Raw genomic sequence first — 13,995 nt, 5'->3', positions numbered from 1 at the left:
GTTGGCGTACACATGCATTACAGCGGGTTGGTCCATTTGGGCGGAAACCTTGTCTATTTGTCAGCTATCAAAACCATTGATAAAGCCACAGGTAAAATTGAATTTGTTATCATTGCATCGTTCAACAAACAGGACCAAGCACTGATTAACTATAAGGAAAGATGGCAGATAGAAACCATGTTCCGGGCCATGAAAACAAGTGGTTTCAACATAGAAGACACACATCTCAACAAGCTTGAGCGCTTATCTACCTTGATATCCGTTGTTTCCATTGCATTTATTTGGGCTTACCTCGCTGGTATAGACAAACATGAAAAAATTGTCACAATTAAAGTCAAAAAACACGGAAGAAGAGCCTTCAGTTTCTTCAAGTATGGGTTAATTCGGATTGCTCATGCATTGTCGAACACACTGGATATAAGCGAATTTAACAAATGTGTCAAAGTTTTGTCATGTACTTAGAATTCAGATACTATTAAGGAACAATCTGACCACACCTTTTTTCGAGCTTCTTTTAATTTCTTATAATTCAATTTTAACGCTGTTATTGAATAATCCGCTTGTTCCTTATGAAATCCAGCCGGGTATAAAGACCTTGCTTCCCCGTTAAAATTGAAAGTTAATTTTATTGGGTCAAATTGATTACATGGGTCAAGCAAATAAATTGTTTCATCTTCCCATACTTCATCTGGATTATTTGCTTTATTTCTATAAACGGCAAACTTATCTCTCTTATTAACATTACCAACAGCTCCTGAAATTCTATAATTAGTCCAATTAAATGCTAACCACCAATAACCTCCTTTGTCTTTTTTATCTAATCCAAATGCTTTTTTCTTAGGTCTAAAATGGTCTACATGATAGTATGAGAAAGTATCTTTTGCCTCAGAATACCAACACTTTTGATGAGACAATTCCATTAATACATCTTTTAGTTCTCCCCAAAGACTTTCATTATCATCAATTATTTTATGCTTCTGGTCAAGAGTTTTAGCATTTAAAAGTTCCTTTGTGATTTGATCGGCTTTAATTAACCAAGCGGCATCAGGAGCAAAACCTGTTCGGTCAATATAAATCATTTTGCATCCTCCTTTTCTAAATCTTTCAATATTTTTAGTGCCAATTCATTTTGTTGCTTTAATTCATCCTTTGAATAACTGTCTTTATTAGGTATTTTATTTTTTTCTTTAAAGGCAATAATGAAACGTTGGTACATTGGGTCTCTGAAAGTCTTTGATATTCCTAATTTTTCAAGTTCATTGAATAGACTATTTAATTTATTTCTTTCATCTTCATTTAACTTCTGCTTTTCTTGCTTAACAAGAAGTTCATTACGCTTTTCCAGTATTGAATTAGTATATGAATCAATAATAGTTGGCAATCCAAATAGTTCACTTGTTAATATTCCTTCAACACCTAAGCCTCTAGGGTCAATATCAGGTTCTTCGGTAATAGTTTTTCCGTTTTCGTTTCTAAATATTCGAACTTCTTCTTTTCTTAAATTTCCAATAACTAATGGGTCATGTGTATTAATAATTATTTGCGTTGACTCTGGTCTATCAACTACTCTTTCCAGATATTCTAAATACTTCCATTTCCAAACAGGATTAAGGTGAGTATCAGGTTCATCGAGTAATATTAAGGAATCTTCATCCTTGGTAAACTTTAATAATCCCAAAACAGTTAGTAATTGTTGTTCTCCTTCACTTAATTCTTTAAATACTACTCCATCCTTTACATCCTTCTTCTTAACTTTAATACGTACTTCTTCAATCATTTTAGAAATATATGTACTTTCTAAAGCTTTAAAAAATTCAGTATTTCCAGAGTAATAACATGATATCTTTTGAAGACATGCTTTAGTTTTGATGTATAAATAAAGTCTGTCTTGCGCTTCATAATCATCAAAATCAATTCTTTTTCGCTCTGAATTATAAATAGGAGCTAATGAATTATCCCAAAGCAATTCTAAGAATTTTCGAACAAGACCATCAGCAGTCCAAAATATATCATCGGGATTATCTTTAATACGATTTTTTGCCCAGTCAGGCATTTTAAGGACAAAAAGGACTGACTCGATATCGAGAATATTTAACACATTTGATAGAAAATCAATCGATTCCTTTTCTTCTTTCTCAAAAGAGAAATATGCCAATAGAACAAAATAAGAATGCACCAATTGCACATAAAATAACTTTCTTAAGCTTTCCAGATTATCTTCCGAAAAATCGGGTTTAATAATTTTGTCGTAGAAGTTTTTTTGATGGTCCCAAAACAATTCTTTTAACTTATTACTAAGACCTGAATAGTATGTAAATACATATTTTGGTTGGTATATAGTTTTGCCTTCATCGGAGAAAAACGACTTTAAGCTTTCTATTTTTTCATCATCTACCTTTATATTATAATTTTGGTCTTTATAGTCAATTTTCACTGTATGAATCTTGTTTCTACCTATCTGGTATTCAATAGAATAATTAAAAGATGGATATACACGTTTTTTATCAGTACTTAAATCAAGATGTTTAAAAATTAATATTAAGGCTTCAAAGAAATTTGATTTACCAGTTGCATTTTGTCCTAGTAAAACCGTCTTCATTTCTCGTTCATCCAAGTCAATTTTAAAATCTTGTAAGTTTTTAAAATCCTTAATGTTTACTTTATCTATTCGCATCTTATTTGATTTTTAAGTAAGATACTTTTCCTTGCCTTTTATCTTCAACTACTTTTCCAGCATCTATTAATTCCTTTACTTCTGCATAAAATGCATCAATATCATCCTTGTGTTTTGATTCAGACCATAACTTATCTGAACGCATTGCGGTTTTATTATTGATTAAAATTTGCCAAACAGTTTTATCATTTTCCATAATTTGGATTCTTTTGGGTATTTGTGCTAATGATTCTCTCTGTATTTGTAGATATTCTTTTTTTTCTACTTTTATATTGGATAACAATTTTTCAACTGATTCATACGAAGTATCGTTTTGAACCAGTTTCCCTTCAAATGCTTTCTTTAAAACAGAATATCTCAAGAATTCTATTTCTTTAAAACATTTATTAATTGTATCAACAACATTTTCAATTAGGGTGAATTTATTGTCAAGCTCTTCTACGATTTGTAATTGTTCAGCTATCGGAATTATTTTAATTTTAAAAGAGGCAAAATCGCCATAAGATAAACGAGGTCTATCCCCTTTGGCTTTATTTGTTGCATAACTTACAAATTCAATTGAGTGTAACAAGTATTTTAAATAGTCTGCATTCAGTTTATCTTCGCATTTAAGCACAAAGAATTCTCCAGAACAAACACCCTCAAATTCAGCCTTGTATACTTTATTTAAATTTGGGCGCATTCTCGAATAGAGAATATTCCCTTTTCTGAAATAACTCCCTGAACTTGAAAAATTACTGAATTTATGTATGAGTTGTAATTTAGTACTACCTGGGTTAATACTATCTAATCCTATAAACTTGAATTCTGATTTGGTATTAGGCTTAATAGTTTGAGTTATTTTTGAAATATTATCTCCAAGTTTTGAGGTTTTTCCTTGTGAAATATTAAAAGCACTTTTCAATAAAGCCTGTTTATATACTTCTAATTGCTGTTTCGCTATTTGTAATCCTTTTTCGGCTTGGTCAAGTTCGCTAAAAAGGGATTCGATTTTGGAAACTATTCTATTCTGATTTTCCTTTGATGGTAATCGGAGTTTTAATTTTGATAAAGAATTTGCATTTACATGAGGTTGACCAACTCCTGATGCTTTAACTCCAATTTGTTTCCAATACTCTCCCGATTGAAAGTAATAGAAGACAAATTTAGGTTCTACAAATTTAGATAACTGAATTCTGATTAAATATGAAGCAAAGACAGTATTTAAAATATTATCTCCAATCAAGTAACTCTTCCCAACAGTAGCGCCTGTTCTTGCAAAAACGATATCTCCTTTATTTAAAATGTATTTTGGTCTGTCATATTCATCTATTTCGCAATAAGGGACGGTACTCCAGTTAACATAATTTTCCTGAATGTCTGTGATTCTAAGGAATTTTGTTCCAGTATTATTAGTTGTGGATTTTGCAGTATAGCCGTAATTTAGTTTTAGAGAGATATCTTTTATCTCAACTTCAATCCACCCCTCAGGTAATTTATATGTTTGTTTACCATTCTCCATTATTTAATTTCTGCAATGTTTTGAATGAGTTCCATAATAATTTCAGTAGCTTCCTCTTCTGAACCATAAGGCAAAGCACTTTCTATACCTTCGGTTAATCCTTCGTTTTTCAATAGCTTGGAACATTCTTCTTTTAAATATGCTTTTACACTTTCATTTGCATTGGCTATATTTTCGAGTAGTTCTGAGCAATTATCCAGAATATAAATGATGTCTTCAAAATCATGGCTTTGTCGTAAATCATTGCCACCACGTCCTTTATGAGCTTCAATTTTTGCAGCTAAATAATACTCAGGAGGAAACACAAAGATTTCTGTTCCATCGGGAAGTGTTTTTGAAATCTTGTTTTCAATTCCTTCTTCATACCACATGTTACTAAAACCAAGCACATCAGAATCAGAGGGCATAACATCAACTAAGATATCCTGATAAACCCATCTGCAAATTGGAGCGCCTTTTGAGGTGTCATTTGCAAAACCTAAAGCTCTTAAATCATCTTCAAGTTTAGCATGAGCAGTTTTTGAACGTAGTTCAATTACACAATCAACGTCAAGGGTTGGTCTGATATCAGATAATTCAGGATTACTTGCATACAATTCAGCAACAGCACCTCCCACAAATACCATATCGTCTTTCAAATCACCCAAACCATTTGCTACTGTTTGTAGCATCGTAATATTTGTACTAGGCATGTTTTAATCGTTTTTCAAGTTCTTCTTTGGCAATATTAATTTCTCTGACTTTTCCCACCCGAATAGTATCTGCAATTACTAACAACTCATAGAATAATTTGTCTTCTTGCACTATTTGAGGGATAGATTTAAAAAGAGGCTCTATGGCTTGTCCTCGATGAGTTCCTTTAGCACTTGACCATACATAAACATCAGAGCCGCTTGAAATATGCTCTTTGATTGGCGATGCAGAATGTGCTGTCGGTATTCCTTTTACAATTGCACCTGGTTGTGTAGGAAACACATATCTAAGACCATAGATTAAAAATTCGATGAAAGAATTAATATTGACTTTTCGCTTTTTAGAATCAATCAAGCCAGCAATCTTGCATCTGTTCAACACCTCTGATATTTCAGACGGACTGATTTTTAAAGCTTGAGCTAAATCAGAGTTATACCAATCATCATGCTTTAAGGCTATGATTTTCAATAAAACTACGATATCTTGGGGACGCATCCCATTATGCTTTTTCATACTCATTATTTTCAATTCGCGATTCGCGAATTACGAATAGTCAAATATATAAAATTAAACTGAAAATAGCTTTTTCGAATACAATTCAATTGCTGTTAATTTTCCGTATCCTACTTTTTCTTTATAAACACAGCCTGTATCAATGTTTATTACTTGCTTATTCTCATTTATCTGCTTTTTACAATGTTCGATTGTAATCGGCCTGTGTCCATAAATTATTGTCTTTCCAGCAAGCAAAGGATTTAAATATTCAACTTGACTTTCCCATACCATTGAATAAGTATCCTGAAATGGATTCAATATTTTGTCATTAAATCCTGCATGAACAAATAGATAATCTTCGATTGAAAAATAATTCTTAAGATTTGTAAAGAAATCAAGGTACTTAGGTGAGATATCATTTATTGAGCTAATACCAAAACTTTTCAGTGTTTCGTCTCCTCCATTCTGAATCCATTTTGGCTTATTCTTTTCGTCTTCAAATGTTTCAAGGAGTAATAATTCATGATTTCCAATCAATGGAGTTATATCGTAACCTTTTTCTTGTAAATCAAATATGTAATCAACAACCTCTTTGCTCTTATCTCCTCGGTCAATGTAGTCACCTAACAAAACAAGCTTATCATCTTTGTCTAGTAGAATTTTATTCTCAACTAATTCTTTAAGGGAATCAAAACACCCGTGAATGTCTCCGATAGCAAAGAGTCGTTTCATATTAGCAGCGTTTTGAGCGTTGGCAAAAATTGCACTCTTTTGCAAATTTCGGTCTGTGGTTTGGCTTGTGCGATTTGCAAATGTGTGCAATGTGAGTGGGCTTCCCTAACTGCCCCTAAGGGCAGAAGCGGGCGGGCAAAAACTAATTTTTTCTTGCACCAACCTTCAATCAATGAGACAATATTATTTATCCGTTTTTTCAAATTTTGTAATCAGGTTATGTCTGTGTAATTCGGTCTCTTAGCCTTGCATACAACGGTCACATGTATGAAACGTTGGGGATTGCGGGCGTCGTCACTGTCTGCCGTTACAAAAGCTGATGCGGGGCAGAACGCTTCATGCAACCACTTAAACCCCAATGTTTTATACATGATGTTGAACTAAATCCGTGTGTCCTGTCGTTACTCAGGGATACAATTTAAGAAATGTTCTTTGAATTTGAGTAACATAACTGCAATCAAGATGAGAGGGTATTGGAGTTTTTACTTCGATATGGTCTCTCGGCAAAGGCCTTGCAGGAGGATTTGCCAAACCACCATGAGGTGCTGCCTTTTCAAGAGGACGGTACTGAGCGTCATGGAAACGGTAAAGGGGTCAGTTGTACGACCGACTTTATCAGGTATAGACTACTGGAGACGAATGAGTAGCGATTGAACCATCGTAGAGGTGTCGTGAATAACTACACTATTGGTCAAAAGCAGGTGTTCGGACGTGTGCTTGCGACAAGGATATCAAATTACCTGTATTATAGGATGTCTGGCCAATCGGCATAAAGATGGCGTGAACTTTAGTCTGGGGCTTGATTACGGAACAGGAGAAGCTACTCAGCTGATGTTAAGGGAGAAGGCTCACAATCCACTCGAAGAAAAGGCCAAGAGTACCAATGCAGCAGAGCTAGTGGCGGATGGAGCGTAGTAGTGCTGAAGCTTCTGTAATGGGAGAGGAGCAAGGTCTCCACCTGTCCGGTTTCAAAATTGTATTACAACTTATAATCGAAAGGATTATTTAGAAATGATTTTCAAGGAGAAACAAAAGTCGCAACCGATAAGTAAGCGACAGGCATGGGACGCCTTTAAGGCGGTAAAGAGTAATGACGGCAGCGCTGGTGTCGACAATATCGAAATTGTCGAAATCGAGCGGCATCCGGGGAAATATTTGTATCCCTTATGGAACCGTATGTCTAGCGGCAGTTATATGCCTGTGCCAGTTCGTGAGGTACTTATCAACAAAGAAGACGGTAGTAAACGAGCACTGGGCATCCCCACTGTATTAGACCGTGTAGCACAGGAGGTCATCCGTCAGGAACTAGAGAAAATTGTAGAACCGTACTTCAGTGCCAACTCGTTTGGGTATCGTCCCAAAAAGAGCCAGCACATGGCGGTAGCTCAATGTCAGGCCAACTGCCAAAAGTATAACTGGGCAATTGACCTTGATATCAAAGGTTTCTTCGACAACATTGACCATCGGCTACTTATCAGGGCAGTTAAGCGGTACACGACATCCAAACACATTCTGATGTATGTGAAACGCTGGCTCGATGCGCCGATACAAAAGCGGGATGGAAGCATCGAACCCAAGCAAGGCAAAGGCACGCCACAAGGGGGTGTAATATCTCCCTTGTTGGCAAATATATTTTTGCATTTTGCCTTTGACACATGGTTCGAGGAAACTTTTCCCAACTGTGCCTATGAACGTTATGCCGATGATATTATCATCCATTGCAAGCATTTCAAAGAGGCCTTAAATGTATTGGCAGCGGTAAAACAACGGATGCAACGGTGTAAACTGGAAATCAAGCAGGAGAAATCCAATATTGTTTACTGTAAGCGCAATCAGAAAAACCACCCCCCATTTAAGCCCAAATATGTCCAATTTGACTTTTTGGGCTTTACCTTTAAGCCAAGATGGATAAAGGATAAGGGGCGAAAAGCCCATTTAAGCTTTACCCCGGCTATAAGTAACAAACGGCGAAAGCGTATAGGTCAAACCCTGTATAAGTTGAAAATTCACCGCATGGTGCAATTCTCTATACATGACATTGCCATACTGCTTGAGCCCAAGATACGAGGCTGGATAAATTACTATGGGAAGTTCAGGTTTTCCGAGATGCGCAAGGTTTTCAGGGTTCTAAATTATCGTCTTATGATGTGGGTAAGGAACAAATACCGAAGGTTCAGGAAGAAAATCAAAACACATGCTTTTAGATGGCTGTGCAATGTAGCCAGACAGTATCCTAACACGTTTGTGCATTGGCAGTATGGTTTTCGTCCATAGCGACTTGGGCGAGAAGAGCCGTATGACGGGAGACTGTCACGTACGGTTCTGTGAGAGGTTTAGGGGTGAGATTCCCCTTTACCTACTCGACATATTATCAAATTGTACCATGATACTTTTTTTCTATCAAAAGTTTTTTATATAATATTTCAAGGGCATCCTCTACATTATCAAAAATCAGTTCGTTTTCACGATTTCCCTTTTCATAATAATAAAAATACCATTTACCATATACTTCTTCAAGGCAAAAAGTGTCTTCCTGAGAACCATTATTAATCAGAAACCAACTTTCAGGAATATTATTCTTTGCAACTTTATATTTAAATTCTTCACGTCTCATCTGAACTTCAATTTATTTAACAGGAGCAATAATCCCGCGATTAACTAATACCTCTGCGCTCACTGGAGACAAATATTGCTTCCCTAGTCCTATCTTTCCAAATGCAGGTGCAATAGTTGATGATTGGACTTCGAATGGTTTCACTACCTCGAAAACCTTATAGTTGCTTATTTTAGCATTATATGGAAGAGCTCTCATTGACATTGGTGTGCCTACAGGGGAAAAATACCTTCCAGACATTTTGCCATATCTATCTATTAATTGACCTGGTCTTAAATAAATCCTTTCCCAAGGTCCAAGTGCTCCATTATTAGGTGGATAGTATGGGGCTAAAGCGGTGGTTTTAGTACCTGATTTTGACAATCCATTTAAGTCTACAAAATTTACCGGGTCATTAGCACAATAAGCATAGAAATTTATATCGCCACTTAAAAACCCTATTGGGTCTTCAGCAGTCCAGCGGCCAATCTCCGGGTAATAATCCCTTGCACCGAAACGGATTAAATTTGTTCGGTAATCGTATAAACCACCTGCATATCCAAATGGTGTATAGCCGGGATTGGTGTCTGTAATTACTTTTCCAAATGCATCATAATCTATTTGCTGGCGAATTGCCCCTGTTGCGATATTTAACACCATACGCACAGAACCCCTGATATCGGAAATAATGTAGTAATCGACATTGCCTTTACGCATAAGTAAAGGGGTATGGCTGTCAGCGTAAACAAAGGTGTTAATTATCCTGTCGTTCATGTTCAGTTCAGCAAGAGGAGTGCTTCCTAACCCAAATATTAACTTGCGTTTTACCGAACCGTTTTGATAGGTCGCAATTTGCCTGTCGTAACCATCGTAAATATAATGTTGTGTTTGGCTTGCCCATGTTACGCTATTCAGGTTGCCGAATACATCATAACTGTAATCCCTGCTTGAGGTAGTTTGCGGGTAACCATTGTAAAGGGATTTGTTGGCGGTACTTAAAAGCTGGCCCGAGTTGTTGTGAATAAAATCAACTAAACGGGTATTGCCCGATTGTTCCCACGTGTATGTTTCAAGGCGATTGTTGGCATTTGTTGTATACGAATACCAGAATCCGTCTTTGTTCGCTAATTGTCTGTTACCGTAGTTGTCGTATACATAAGATTCAGTCTGCACCCCATTTTTATAAACTGTGTGTAATTGACCGGCACCGTTGTATATGTAATCAATAACTGAGGTATCGCCAAGTATTATTTCGGTTGTTTGGGTTATTCGTTGCAACGCATCATACTGGTAATTTGCTTTGAACAATATTTCCCCGTTATGGACAACCGTTTTTTCTGTAAGAAGTTCCCAATCATTGTAATTGCGGGTTTCTGTTATATCATTGTTTGAAATGAATGTGATATTTCCGGTATAAGGCGCTCTTGTGATTGAAAGGCCGCCGGAAGAAATTACACGCCCGTATGGGTCGAGCAGGTATGCTATACTAGTCGTCCTACCAATGCCACTTGAAATATTATCAGAAGTTATATCTATGGTAAGTGAAATGTTTTTATCCAATTGCACTTCCGTTAGATATTCTACTGTGGATGCTACGGTTCCGGTACTGCTAATTTTTAATGAATTAATGTCGTCTTGTTCGATAGAGATATCCTCGCCATCTGAGGTAAATACATTGTAATTTGGTTCAAGACTGTCAACCGTAAATTGTATGTTACGGGTTGAACTTGCAATAGAACTCACTACATCTTTGGCATCATAAGTCCATTCGATTATCCTTGAGTCTGAATCGGCTATACTGATTGGCAAACCTTTATCATTCCAGTGAACAGTTAGATAATCCTGTAAACCCGGCATTGAGTATGTTGAAGTAATTCCCGAACCATTTCCTGTACTTGTCCATGAGTGCGCCCCTTGTCCGGCATAAAGGGTTGACAATTCATTATTAGTATATGTCAGGTTAAGTTCTAATAATGGCGAATTTAAGGTTGTAAGGTTGCCATTGCCATCGTATCCATAACTTTCCGTAAACTGCAAGTTATGATTGCCCTGAAAAGACACGTCGGTTATTTGGTTATAGTCATTGAAAGCGTAATCAATTGAAAATTCATTGTTCCTCGCATCTAAAGCGGTTGTCAGTCTGTCGTTCCCATCATAATATAAGTCAACATCCCGCAGGAAGGACGAGAAGTATTGTTTGTTGTCTTTAAAGTATTTATCTAGCAATGTAGGACAGGCTGTTTGTATTTCCTCTTTTAAAGAAGTTACCTCAGTATGATTCAGCGACATTGAGGGGAATAGAACCGGAATATAACGGCTGTCGGAATTGATATGACCTATAATATCATCATAATACCCTTCTGTACGGCCTGTTTCCCAAATTTCGGTGAAGTTGTCAAGGTAAGCATCTACACTGTTGTTTGAAGCATTGCGGTTGAATACAACCACATTTTCCATGCTGTTGGTTTCGGCATTATATGAATAATTGTAACTGCCAGTTGCAACAATACTATCATCGAAAACAGCATATTTGTGATGCATCAGGGCTGCGGTGTTGTGGTGCCAGCTATAGGAATAGAGCTTGAACCTGACATCAATGCCGACTAAAATGAGTTCATAGCTATAATAAAAGTTTTTCTCCATGCAGTCTCTTATTTGACCTGCTGTTGTAGCTCCAGCCAAACATTCGTCTCGTTTCGCTTTTTGATAGATATTATAACCTTCGCTAATATATTCCTGTCCATCAAGGTAAACCTGTATTTCAATTGCTGGGCTTTCTGCTTTTTTGGCAATTAAGGCTTCCGATATTGGCCTAGAACGAAGGTGATTAGCAGCTATCTTTATGGATGAATGGGAATGGTTGATTAGTTCTACAATTTTATCAGCCACTTTTTGGTTGTCCATTACCTTGGCAAAAGTTGGCCCATGCGTTCCTGAAATATAAGTCCGGTAATTTGAAGATGTAAAGACAGCATCTACATCAGGGCTGTCAACAATAAGATTTAACAGACTGTCGGGGTCAATGGTCGACCATTCGTAGCTTGCCCCGAATTCCCTTGAATTGTTCCAGAGATATTCAAATTCTGCGCGGTAACGTAAAATCAACTCTTCATCAGTAATCCGTAATGTATTTTCATCATACACCCAATTGGCTTTGTTGTTCCAGTTTCCACTACTGGTAACAAGATAATTGTTGTCTGATATAATAAATTTATGGTGGTTGGTTTTGTTTACATATTTTACGTCAATGCCCAGTTCTTCAATTTTATGTGAAATAGTGTTGTCGTTTTTCTTGCGGTCTTCGAGTGCTCCCTCGTAAAGCATCCTTATTTGAACGCCCACTCCGGCTGCCCTTTTTAAGGCAAGGTAAACATCATAATCCTCAAGGCTGTACAGGCAAATATCAAGGCTTGTTTGTGCATTATCGATTACTGATATGAGCTGGTCGAGGTATCCGTAAAGTTCGTTTTGAGGACTGAAAGAGGCTGACAGGTTTGCGGTTGGGATACTGGAACTCTTTAGTAATGTTACTCCAGTAATGTTTACTGTAAACGGATTGCTGCTCAGCCAATCGGTACATTCGATGCAACGCACCTGATTGACGTATATGTAAGTTCCCGGTTTCTTGTTTTTTGGGATGGCGTAAACGGCGGATGTTGCCCCTTTGATTAAATTGTTATTTTCGAGCCATTGGTATTCAATGTTATAACCTGTACTCGGTTGGTCGATTATTGGGATAGTATAGGGCAATTGGTTTTGGTTGAGACTAACTTGTTGCCCAAAAGCTATTTGAGTAAACAATAAATATATTGCTATGTATGATGTTTTTTTGATTAAGGGTTTCATGGGTTTAGTTTTTTATGATGGGTTTTGTAACAGATGAATTGTTAGATAAAGTCAAGTTAATGAAATACATGCCCTTATTCAAATGGCCGATATTGAAATCTTGAACGAGATTTTCGTCGGGATTGCTTTTTTGTATTACAAGCTTCCCATTTATATCTACAATTTCAATTCTTTTTATTTTCTCATTGTTAGAGCGTATGGTCAAAATTCCATTAGTTGGATTTGGAAAAACAGAAAAATCATTTGGTTCATTTAACCCAATAGGAGAGCTTTTAACGGATATTTTTATGGTATCATACACATCCGGACAACCTGCTAACTCCGATTTAACAACAAATTCGGTTGTTACAGAAGGTTTAACTATAAGGTCTTTAATTTCAGTATCGGAACCCAAAGCAAACCATTTAGGTTTCCCTGTACTTATCAATGTTTGCAGTTTAACAGAACTACCCAAAACAATGGTTGTATCGGGCATAGAAGTTACTTTGTTGTTGTGGATGAATGGTGCGTTTGCATCATTTCCGATAACTGCGGTTTTTACACAAGGGCAATCCTGTGCAAACCCACTAATGCTTATCGCGAGCATTAAACTTAAAATAATGAAAGGGTTTCTTTTCATTTTGTTTGAGTTAAAGATTAATTAAAATATGAACTTTTGTTATATCAAGGATGTTTTTTGCATAACTTATAACGGTCACATATATGAAATGTTGGGGGCTTCGGGAGTCAGAATTATCCGCCGACACAGAAATTTATGCGGAGCACAAAAGTCAATGTAAGCACCAAACCCCCAATATTTTATATATGATGTTGAACTAAATCCGTGTGTCCTGTCGTTACTCAGGGATACAATTTAAGAAATGTTCTTTGAATTTGAGTAACATAACTGCAATCAAGATGAGAGGGTATTGGAGTTTTTACTTCGATATGGTCTCTCGGCAAAGGCCTTGCAGGAGGATTTGCCAAACCACCATGAGGTGCTGCCTTTTCAAGAGGACGGTACTGAGCGTCATGGAAACGGTAAAGGGGTCAGTTGTACGACCGACTTTATCAGGTATAGACTACTGGAGACGAATGAGTAGCGATTGAATCCGCCGCGGCGGATGTCGTGAATAACTACACTATTGGTCAAAAGCAGGTGTTCGGATGTGTGCTTGCGACAAGGATATCAAATTACCTGTATTATAGGATGTCTGGCCAATCGGCATAAAGATGGCGTGAACTTTAGTCTGGGCTTGATTACGGAACAGGAGAAGCTACTCAGCTGATGTTAAGGGAGAAGGCTCACAATCCACTCGAAGGAAAAGGCCAAGAGTACCAATGCAGCAGAGCTAGTGGCGGATGGAGCGTAGTAGTGCTGAAGCTTCTGTAATGGGAGTGGAGCGAAGGTCTCCACCTGTCCGGTTTCAAATTGTATTACAACTTATAATCGAAAAGGATTATTAGAATGATTTCAAGGAG

At 36.9% G+C, this 13,995-nt stretch carries 14 protein-coding genes; 5 read left to right on the top strand and 9 right to left on the bottom strand.

Going from position 1 to position 13,995, the window contains the following annotated elements:
* Window positions 1–462, top strand: a 462-nt coding sequence (locus ALKIM_RS17330; RefSeq protein WP_162148783.1) for a transposase, incomplete at its 5' end; no start/stop codon positions are given.
* Here ALKIM_RS17330 and ALKIM_RS19065 read toward each other — a convergent pair.
* Genes ALKIM_RS19065 through ALKIM_RS0102220 form a run of 6 tightly spaced genes read right to left on the bottom strand, consistent with a single transcriptional unit; the run spans window position 459 to window position 6,095 of the window.
* Entirely contained in the window at window positions 459–1,079 is a 621-nt protein-coding gene (locus ALKIM_RS19065) for an HNH endonuclease family protein (protein WP_026473232.1), read from the bottom strand. The genes ALKIM_RS17330 and ALKIM_RS19065 overlap by 4 nt on opposite strands.
* Window positions 1,076–2,674, bottom strand: coding sequence for an AAA family ATPase (locus ALKIM_RS17320; protein ID WP_026473231.1), 1,599 nt, complete (start codon window positions 2,672–2,674; stop codon window positions 1,076–1,078). Before ALKIM_RS17320 ends, ALKIM_RS19065 begins: the two co-directional genes overlap by 4 nt.
* A 1-nt stretch (window position 2,675) precedes the next feature.
* The gene (locus ALKIM_RS19060) at window positions 2,676–4,175 is read right to left on the bottom strand and encodes a restriction endonuclease subunit S (RefSeq protein WP_052345249.1); all 1,500 of its coding nucleotides are present in this window, start codon (window positions 4,173–4,175) and stop codon (window positions 2,676–2,678) included.
* The gene (locus tag ALKIM_RS0102230) at window positions 4,175–4,867 is read right to left on the bottom strand and encodes a hypothetical protein (RefSeq protein WP_044117692.1); all 693 of its coding nucleotides are present in this window, start codon (window positions 4,865–4,867) and stop codon (window positions 4,175–4,177) included. Before ALKIM_RS0102230 ends, ALKIM_RS19060 begins: the two co-directional genes overlap by 1 nt.
* A complete protein-coding gene (locus ALKIM_RS0102225; protein WP_044118084.1) occupies window positions 4,860–5,381 on the bottom strand; it encodes a helix-turn-helix domain-containing protein in 522 nt (173 codons plus the stop codon). Before ALKIM_RS0102225 ends, ALKIM_RS0102230 begins: the two co-directional genes overlap by 8 nt.
* Before the next feature lie 54 nt (window positions 5,382–5,435).
* Window positions 5,436–6,095, bottom strand: coding sequence for a metallophosphoesterase family protein (locus ALKIM_RS0102220; protein WP_026473228.1), 660 nt, complete (start codon window positions 6,093–6,095; stop codon window positions 5,436–5,438).
* Between the two features lie 473 nt (window positions 6,096–6,568).
* Here ALKIM_RS0102220 and ALKIM_RS19765 point away from each other — a divergent pair, with 473 nt between their 5' ends.
* From ALKIM_RS19765 to ltrA, 3 genes are all read left to right on the top strand, one after another.
* Window positions 6,569–6,742, top strand: a complete 174-nt coding sequence (locus ALKIM_RS19765) for a hypothetical protein (protein ID WP_157363697.1) — start codon at window positions 6,569–6,571, stop codon at window positions 6,740–6,742.
* Between the two features lie 64 nt (window positions 6,743–6,806).
* The gene (locus ALKIM_RS0102215; RefSeq protein WP_157363725.1) at window positions 6,807–7,010 is read left to right on the top strand and encodes a hypothetical protein; all 204 of its coding nucleotides are present in this window, start codon (window positions 6,807–6,809) and stop codon (window positions 7,008–7,010) included.
* Window positions 7,011–7,106: 96 nt separating this feature from the next.
* Entirely contained in the window at window positions 7,107–8,369 is a 1,263-nt protein-coding gene (gene ltrA, locus ALKIM_RS0102210; RefSeq protein ID WP_026473226.1) for a group II intron reverse transcriptase/maturase, read from the top strand.
* A 97-nt stretch (window positions 8,370–8,466) separates the two neighbouring features.
* Here ltrA and ALKIM_RS0102205 read toward each other — a convergent pair whose 3' ends face one another.
* Genes ALKIM_RS0102205 through ALKIM_RS0102195 form a run of 3 tightly spaced genes read right to left on the bottom strand, consistent with a single transcriptional unit; the run spans window position 8,467 to window position 13,153 of the window.
* Window positions 8,467–8,709, bottom strand: coding sequence for a hypothetical protein (locus ALKIM_RS0102205; RefSeq protein ID WP_026473225.1), 243 nt, complete (start codon window positions 8,707–8,709; stop codon window positions 8,467–8,469).
* Between the two features lie 12 nt (window positions 8,710–8,721).
* Window positions 8,722–12,534, bottom strand: coding sequence for a phospholipase D-like domain-containing protein (locus ALKIM_RS0102200; RefSeq protein WP_026473224.1), 3,813 nt, complete (start codon window positions 12,532–12,534; stop codon window positions 8,722–8,724).
* Window positions 12,535–12,538: 4 nt separating this feature from the next.
* Complete coding sequence (locus tag ALKIM_RS0102195; protein ID WP_026473223.1) at window positions 12,539–13,153, bottom strand: T9SS type A sorting domain-containing protein; 615 nt, start codon at window positions 13,151–13,153, stop codon at window positions 12,539–12,541.
* A gap of 289 nt (window positions 13,154–13,442) precedes the next feature.
* Between ALKIM_RS0102195 and ALKIM_RS19760 the strand changes: the two genes are divergently transcribed.
* Window positions 13,443–13,616 (top strand): hypothetical protein, encoded by a 174-nt coding sequence (locus tag ALKIM_RS19760; protein ID WP_157363697.1) that lies wholly within the window; start codon window positions 13,443–13,445, stop codon window positions 13,614–13,616.
* Window positions 13,617–13,995: the final 379 nt, after the last annotated feature.

This window comes from Alkaliflexus imshenetskii DSM 15055 (assembly GCF_000517065.1).
Taxonomy (GTDB): Bacteria; Bacteroidota; Bacteroidia; order Bacteroidales; family Marinilabiliaceae; genus Alkaliflexus; species Alkaliflexus imshenetskii.
Note: the sequence above shows the minus strand (reverse complement) of the source record. Positions and strands in the feature narration are given on the sequence as shown.

Excerpts from the sequence above, each read along its gene's own strand:
- ALKIM_RS0102230 (WP_044117692.1), bottom strand. The coding sequence starts at position 4,867 with ATGCCTAGTACAAATATTACGATGCTACAAACAGTAGCAAATGGTTTG.
- ALKIM_RS17320 (WP_026473231.1), bottom strand. The coding sequence starts at position 2,674 with ATGCGAATAGATAAAGTAAACATTAAGGATTTTAAAAACTTACAAGAT.
- ALKIM_RS0102195 (WP_026473223.1), bottom strand. The coding sequence starts at position 13,153 with ATGAAAAGAAACCCTTTCATTATTTTAAGTTTAATGCTCGCGATAAGC.
- ALKIM_RS19060 (WP_052345249.1), bottom strand. The coding sequence starts at position 4,175 with ATGGAGAATGGTAAACAAACATATAAATTACCTGAGGGGTGGATTGAA.
- ltrA (WP_026473226.1), top strand. The coding sequence starts at position 7,107 with ATGATTTTCAAGGAGAAACAAAAGTCGCAACCGATAAGTAAGCGACAG.
- ALKIM_RS19065 (WP_026473232.1), bottom strand. The coding sequence starts at position 1,079 with ATGATTTATATTGACCGAACAGGTTTTGCTCCTGATGCCGCTTGGTTA.
- ALKIM_RS0102200 (WP_026473224.1), bottom strand. The coding sequence starts at position 12,534 with ATGAAACCCTTAATCAAAAAAACATCATACATAGCAATATATTTATTG.
- ALKIM_RS0102205 (WP_026473225.1), bottom strand. The coding sequence starts at position 8,709 with ATGAGACGTGAAGAATTTAAATATAAAGTTGCAAAGAATAATATTCCT.
- ALKIM_RS0102220 (WP_026473228.1), bottom strand. The coding sequence starts at position 6,095 with ATGAAACGACTCTTTGCTATCGGAGACATTCACGGGTGTTTTGATTCC.
- ALKIM_RS0102225 (WP_044118084.1), bottom strand. The coding sequence starts at position 5,381 with ATGAAAAAGCATAATGGGATGCGTCCCCAAGATATCGTAGTTTTATTG.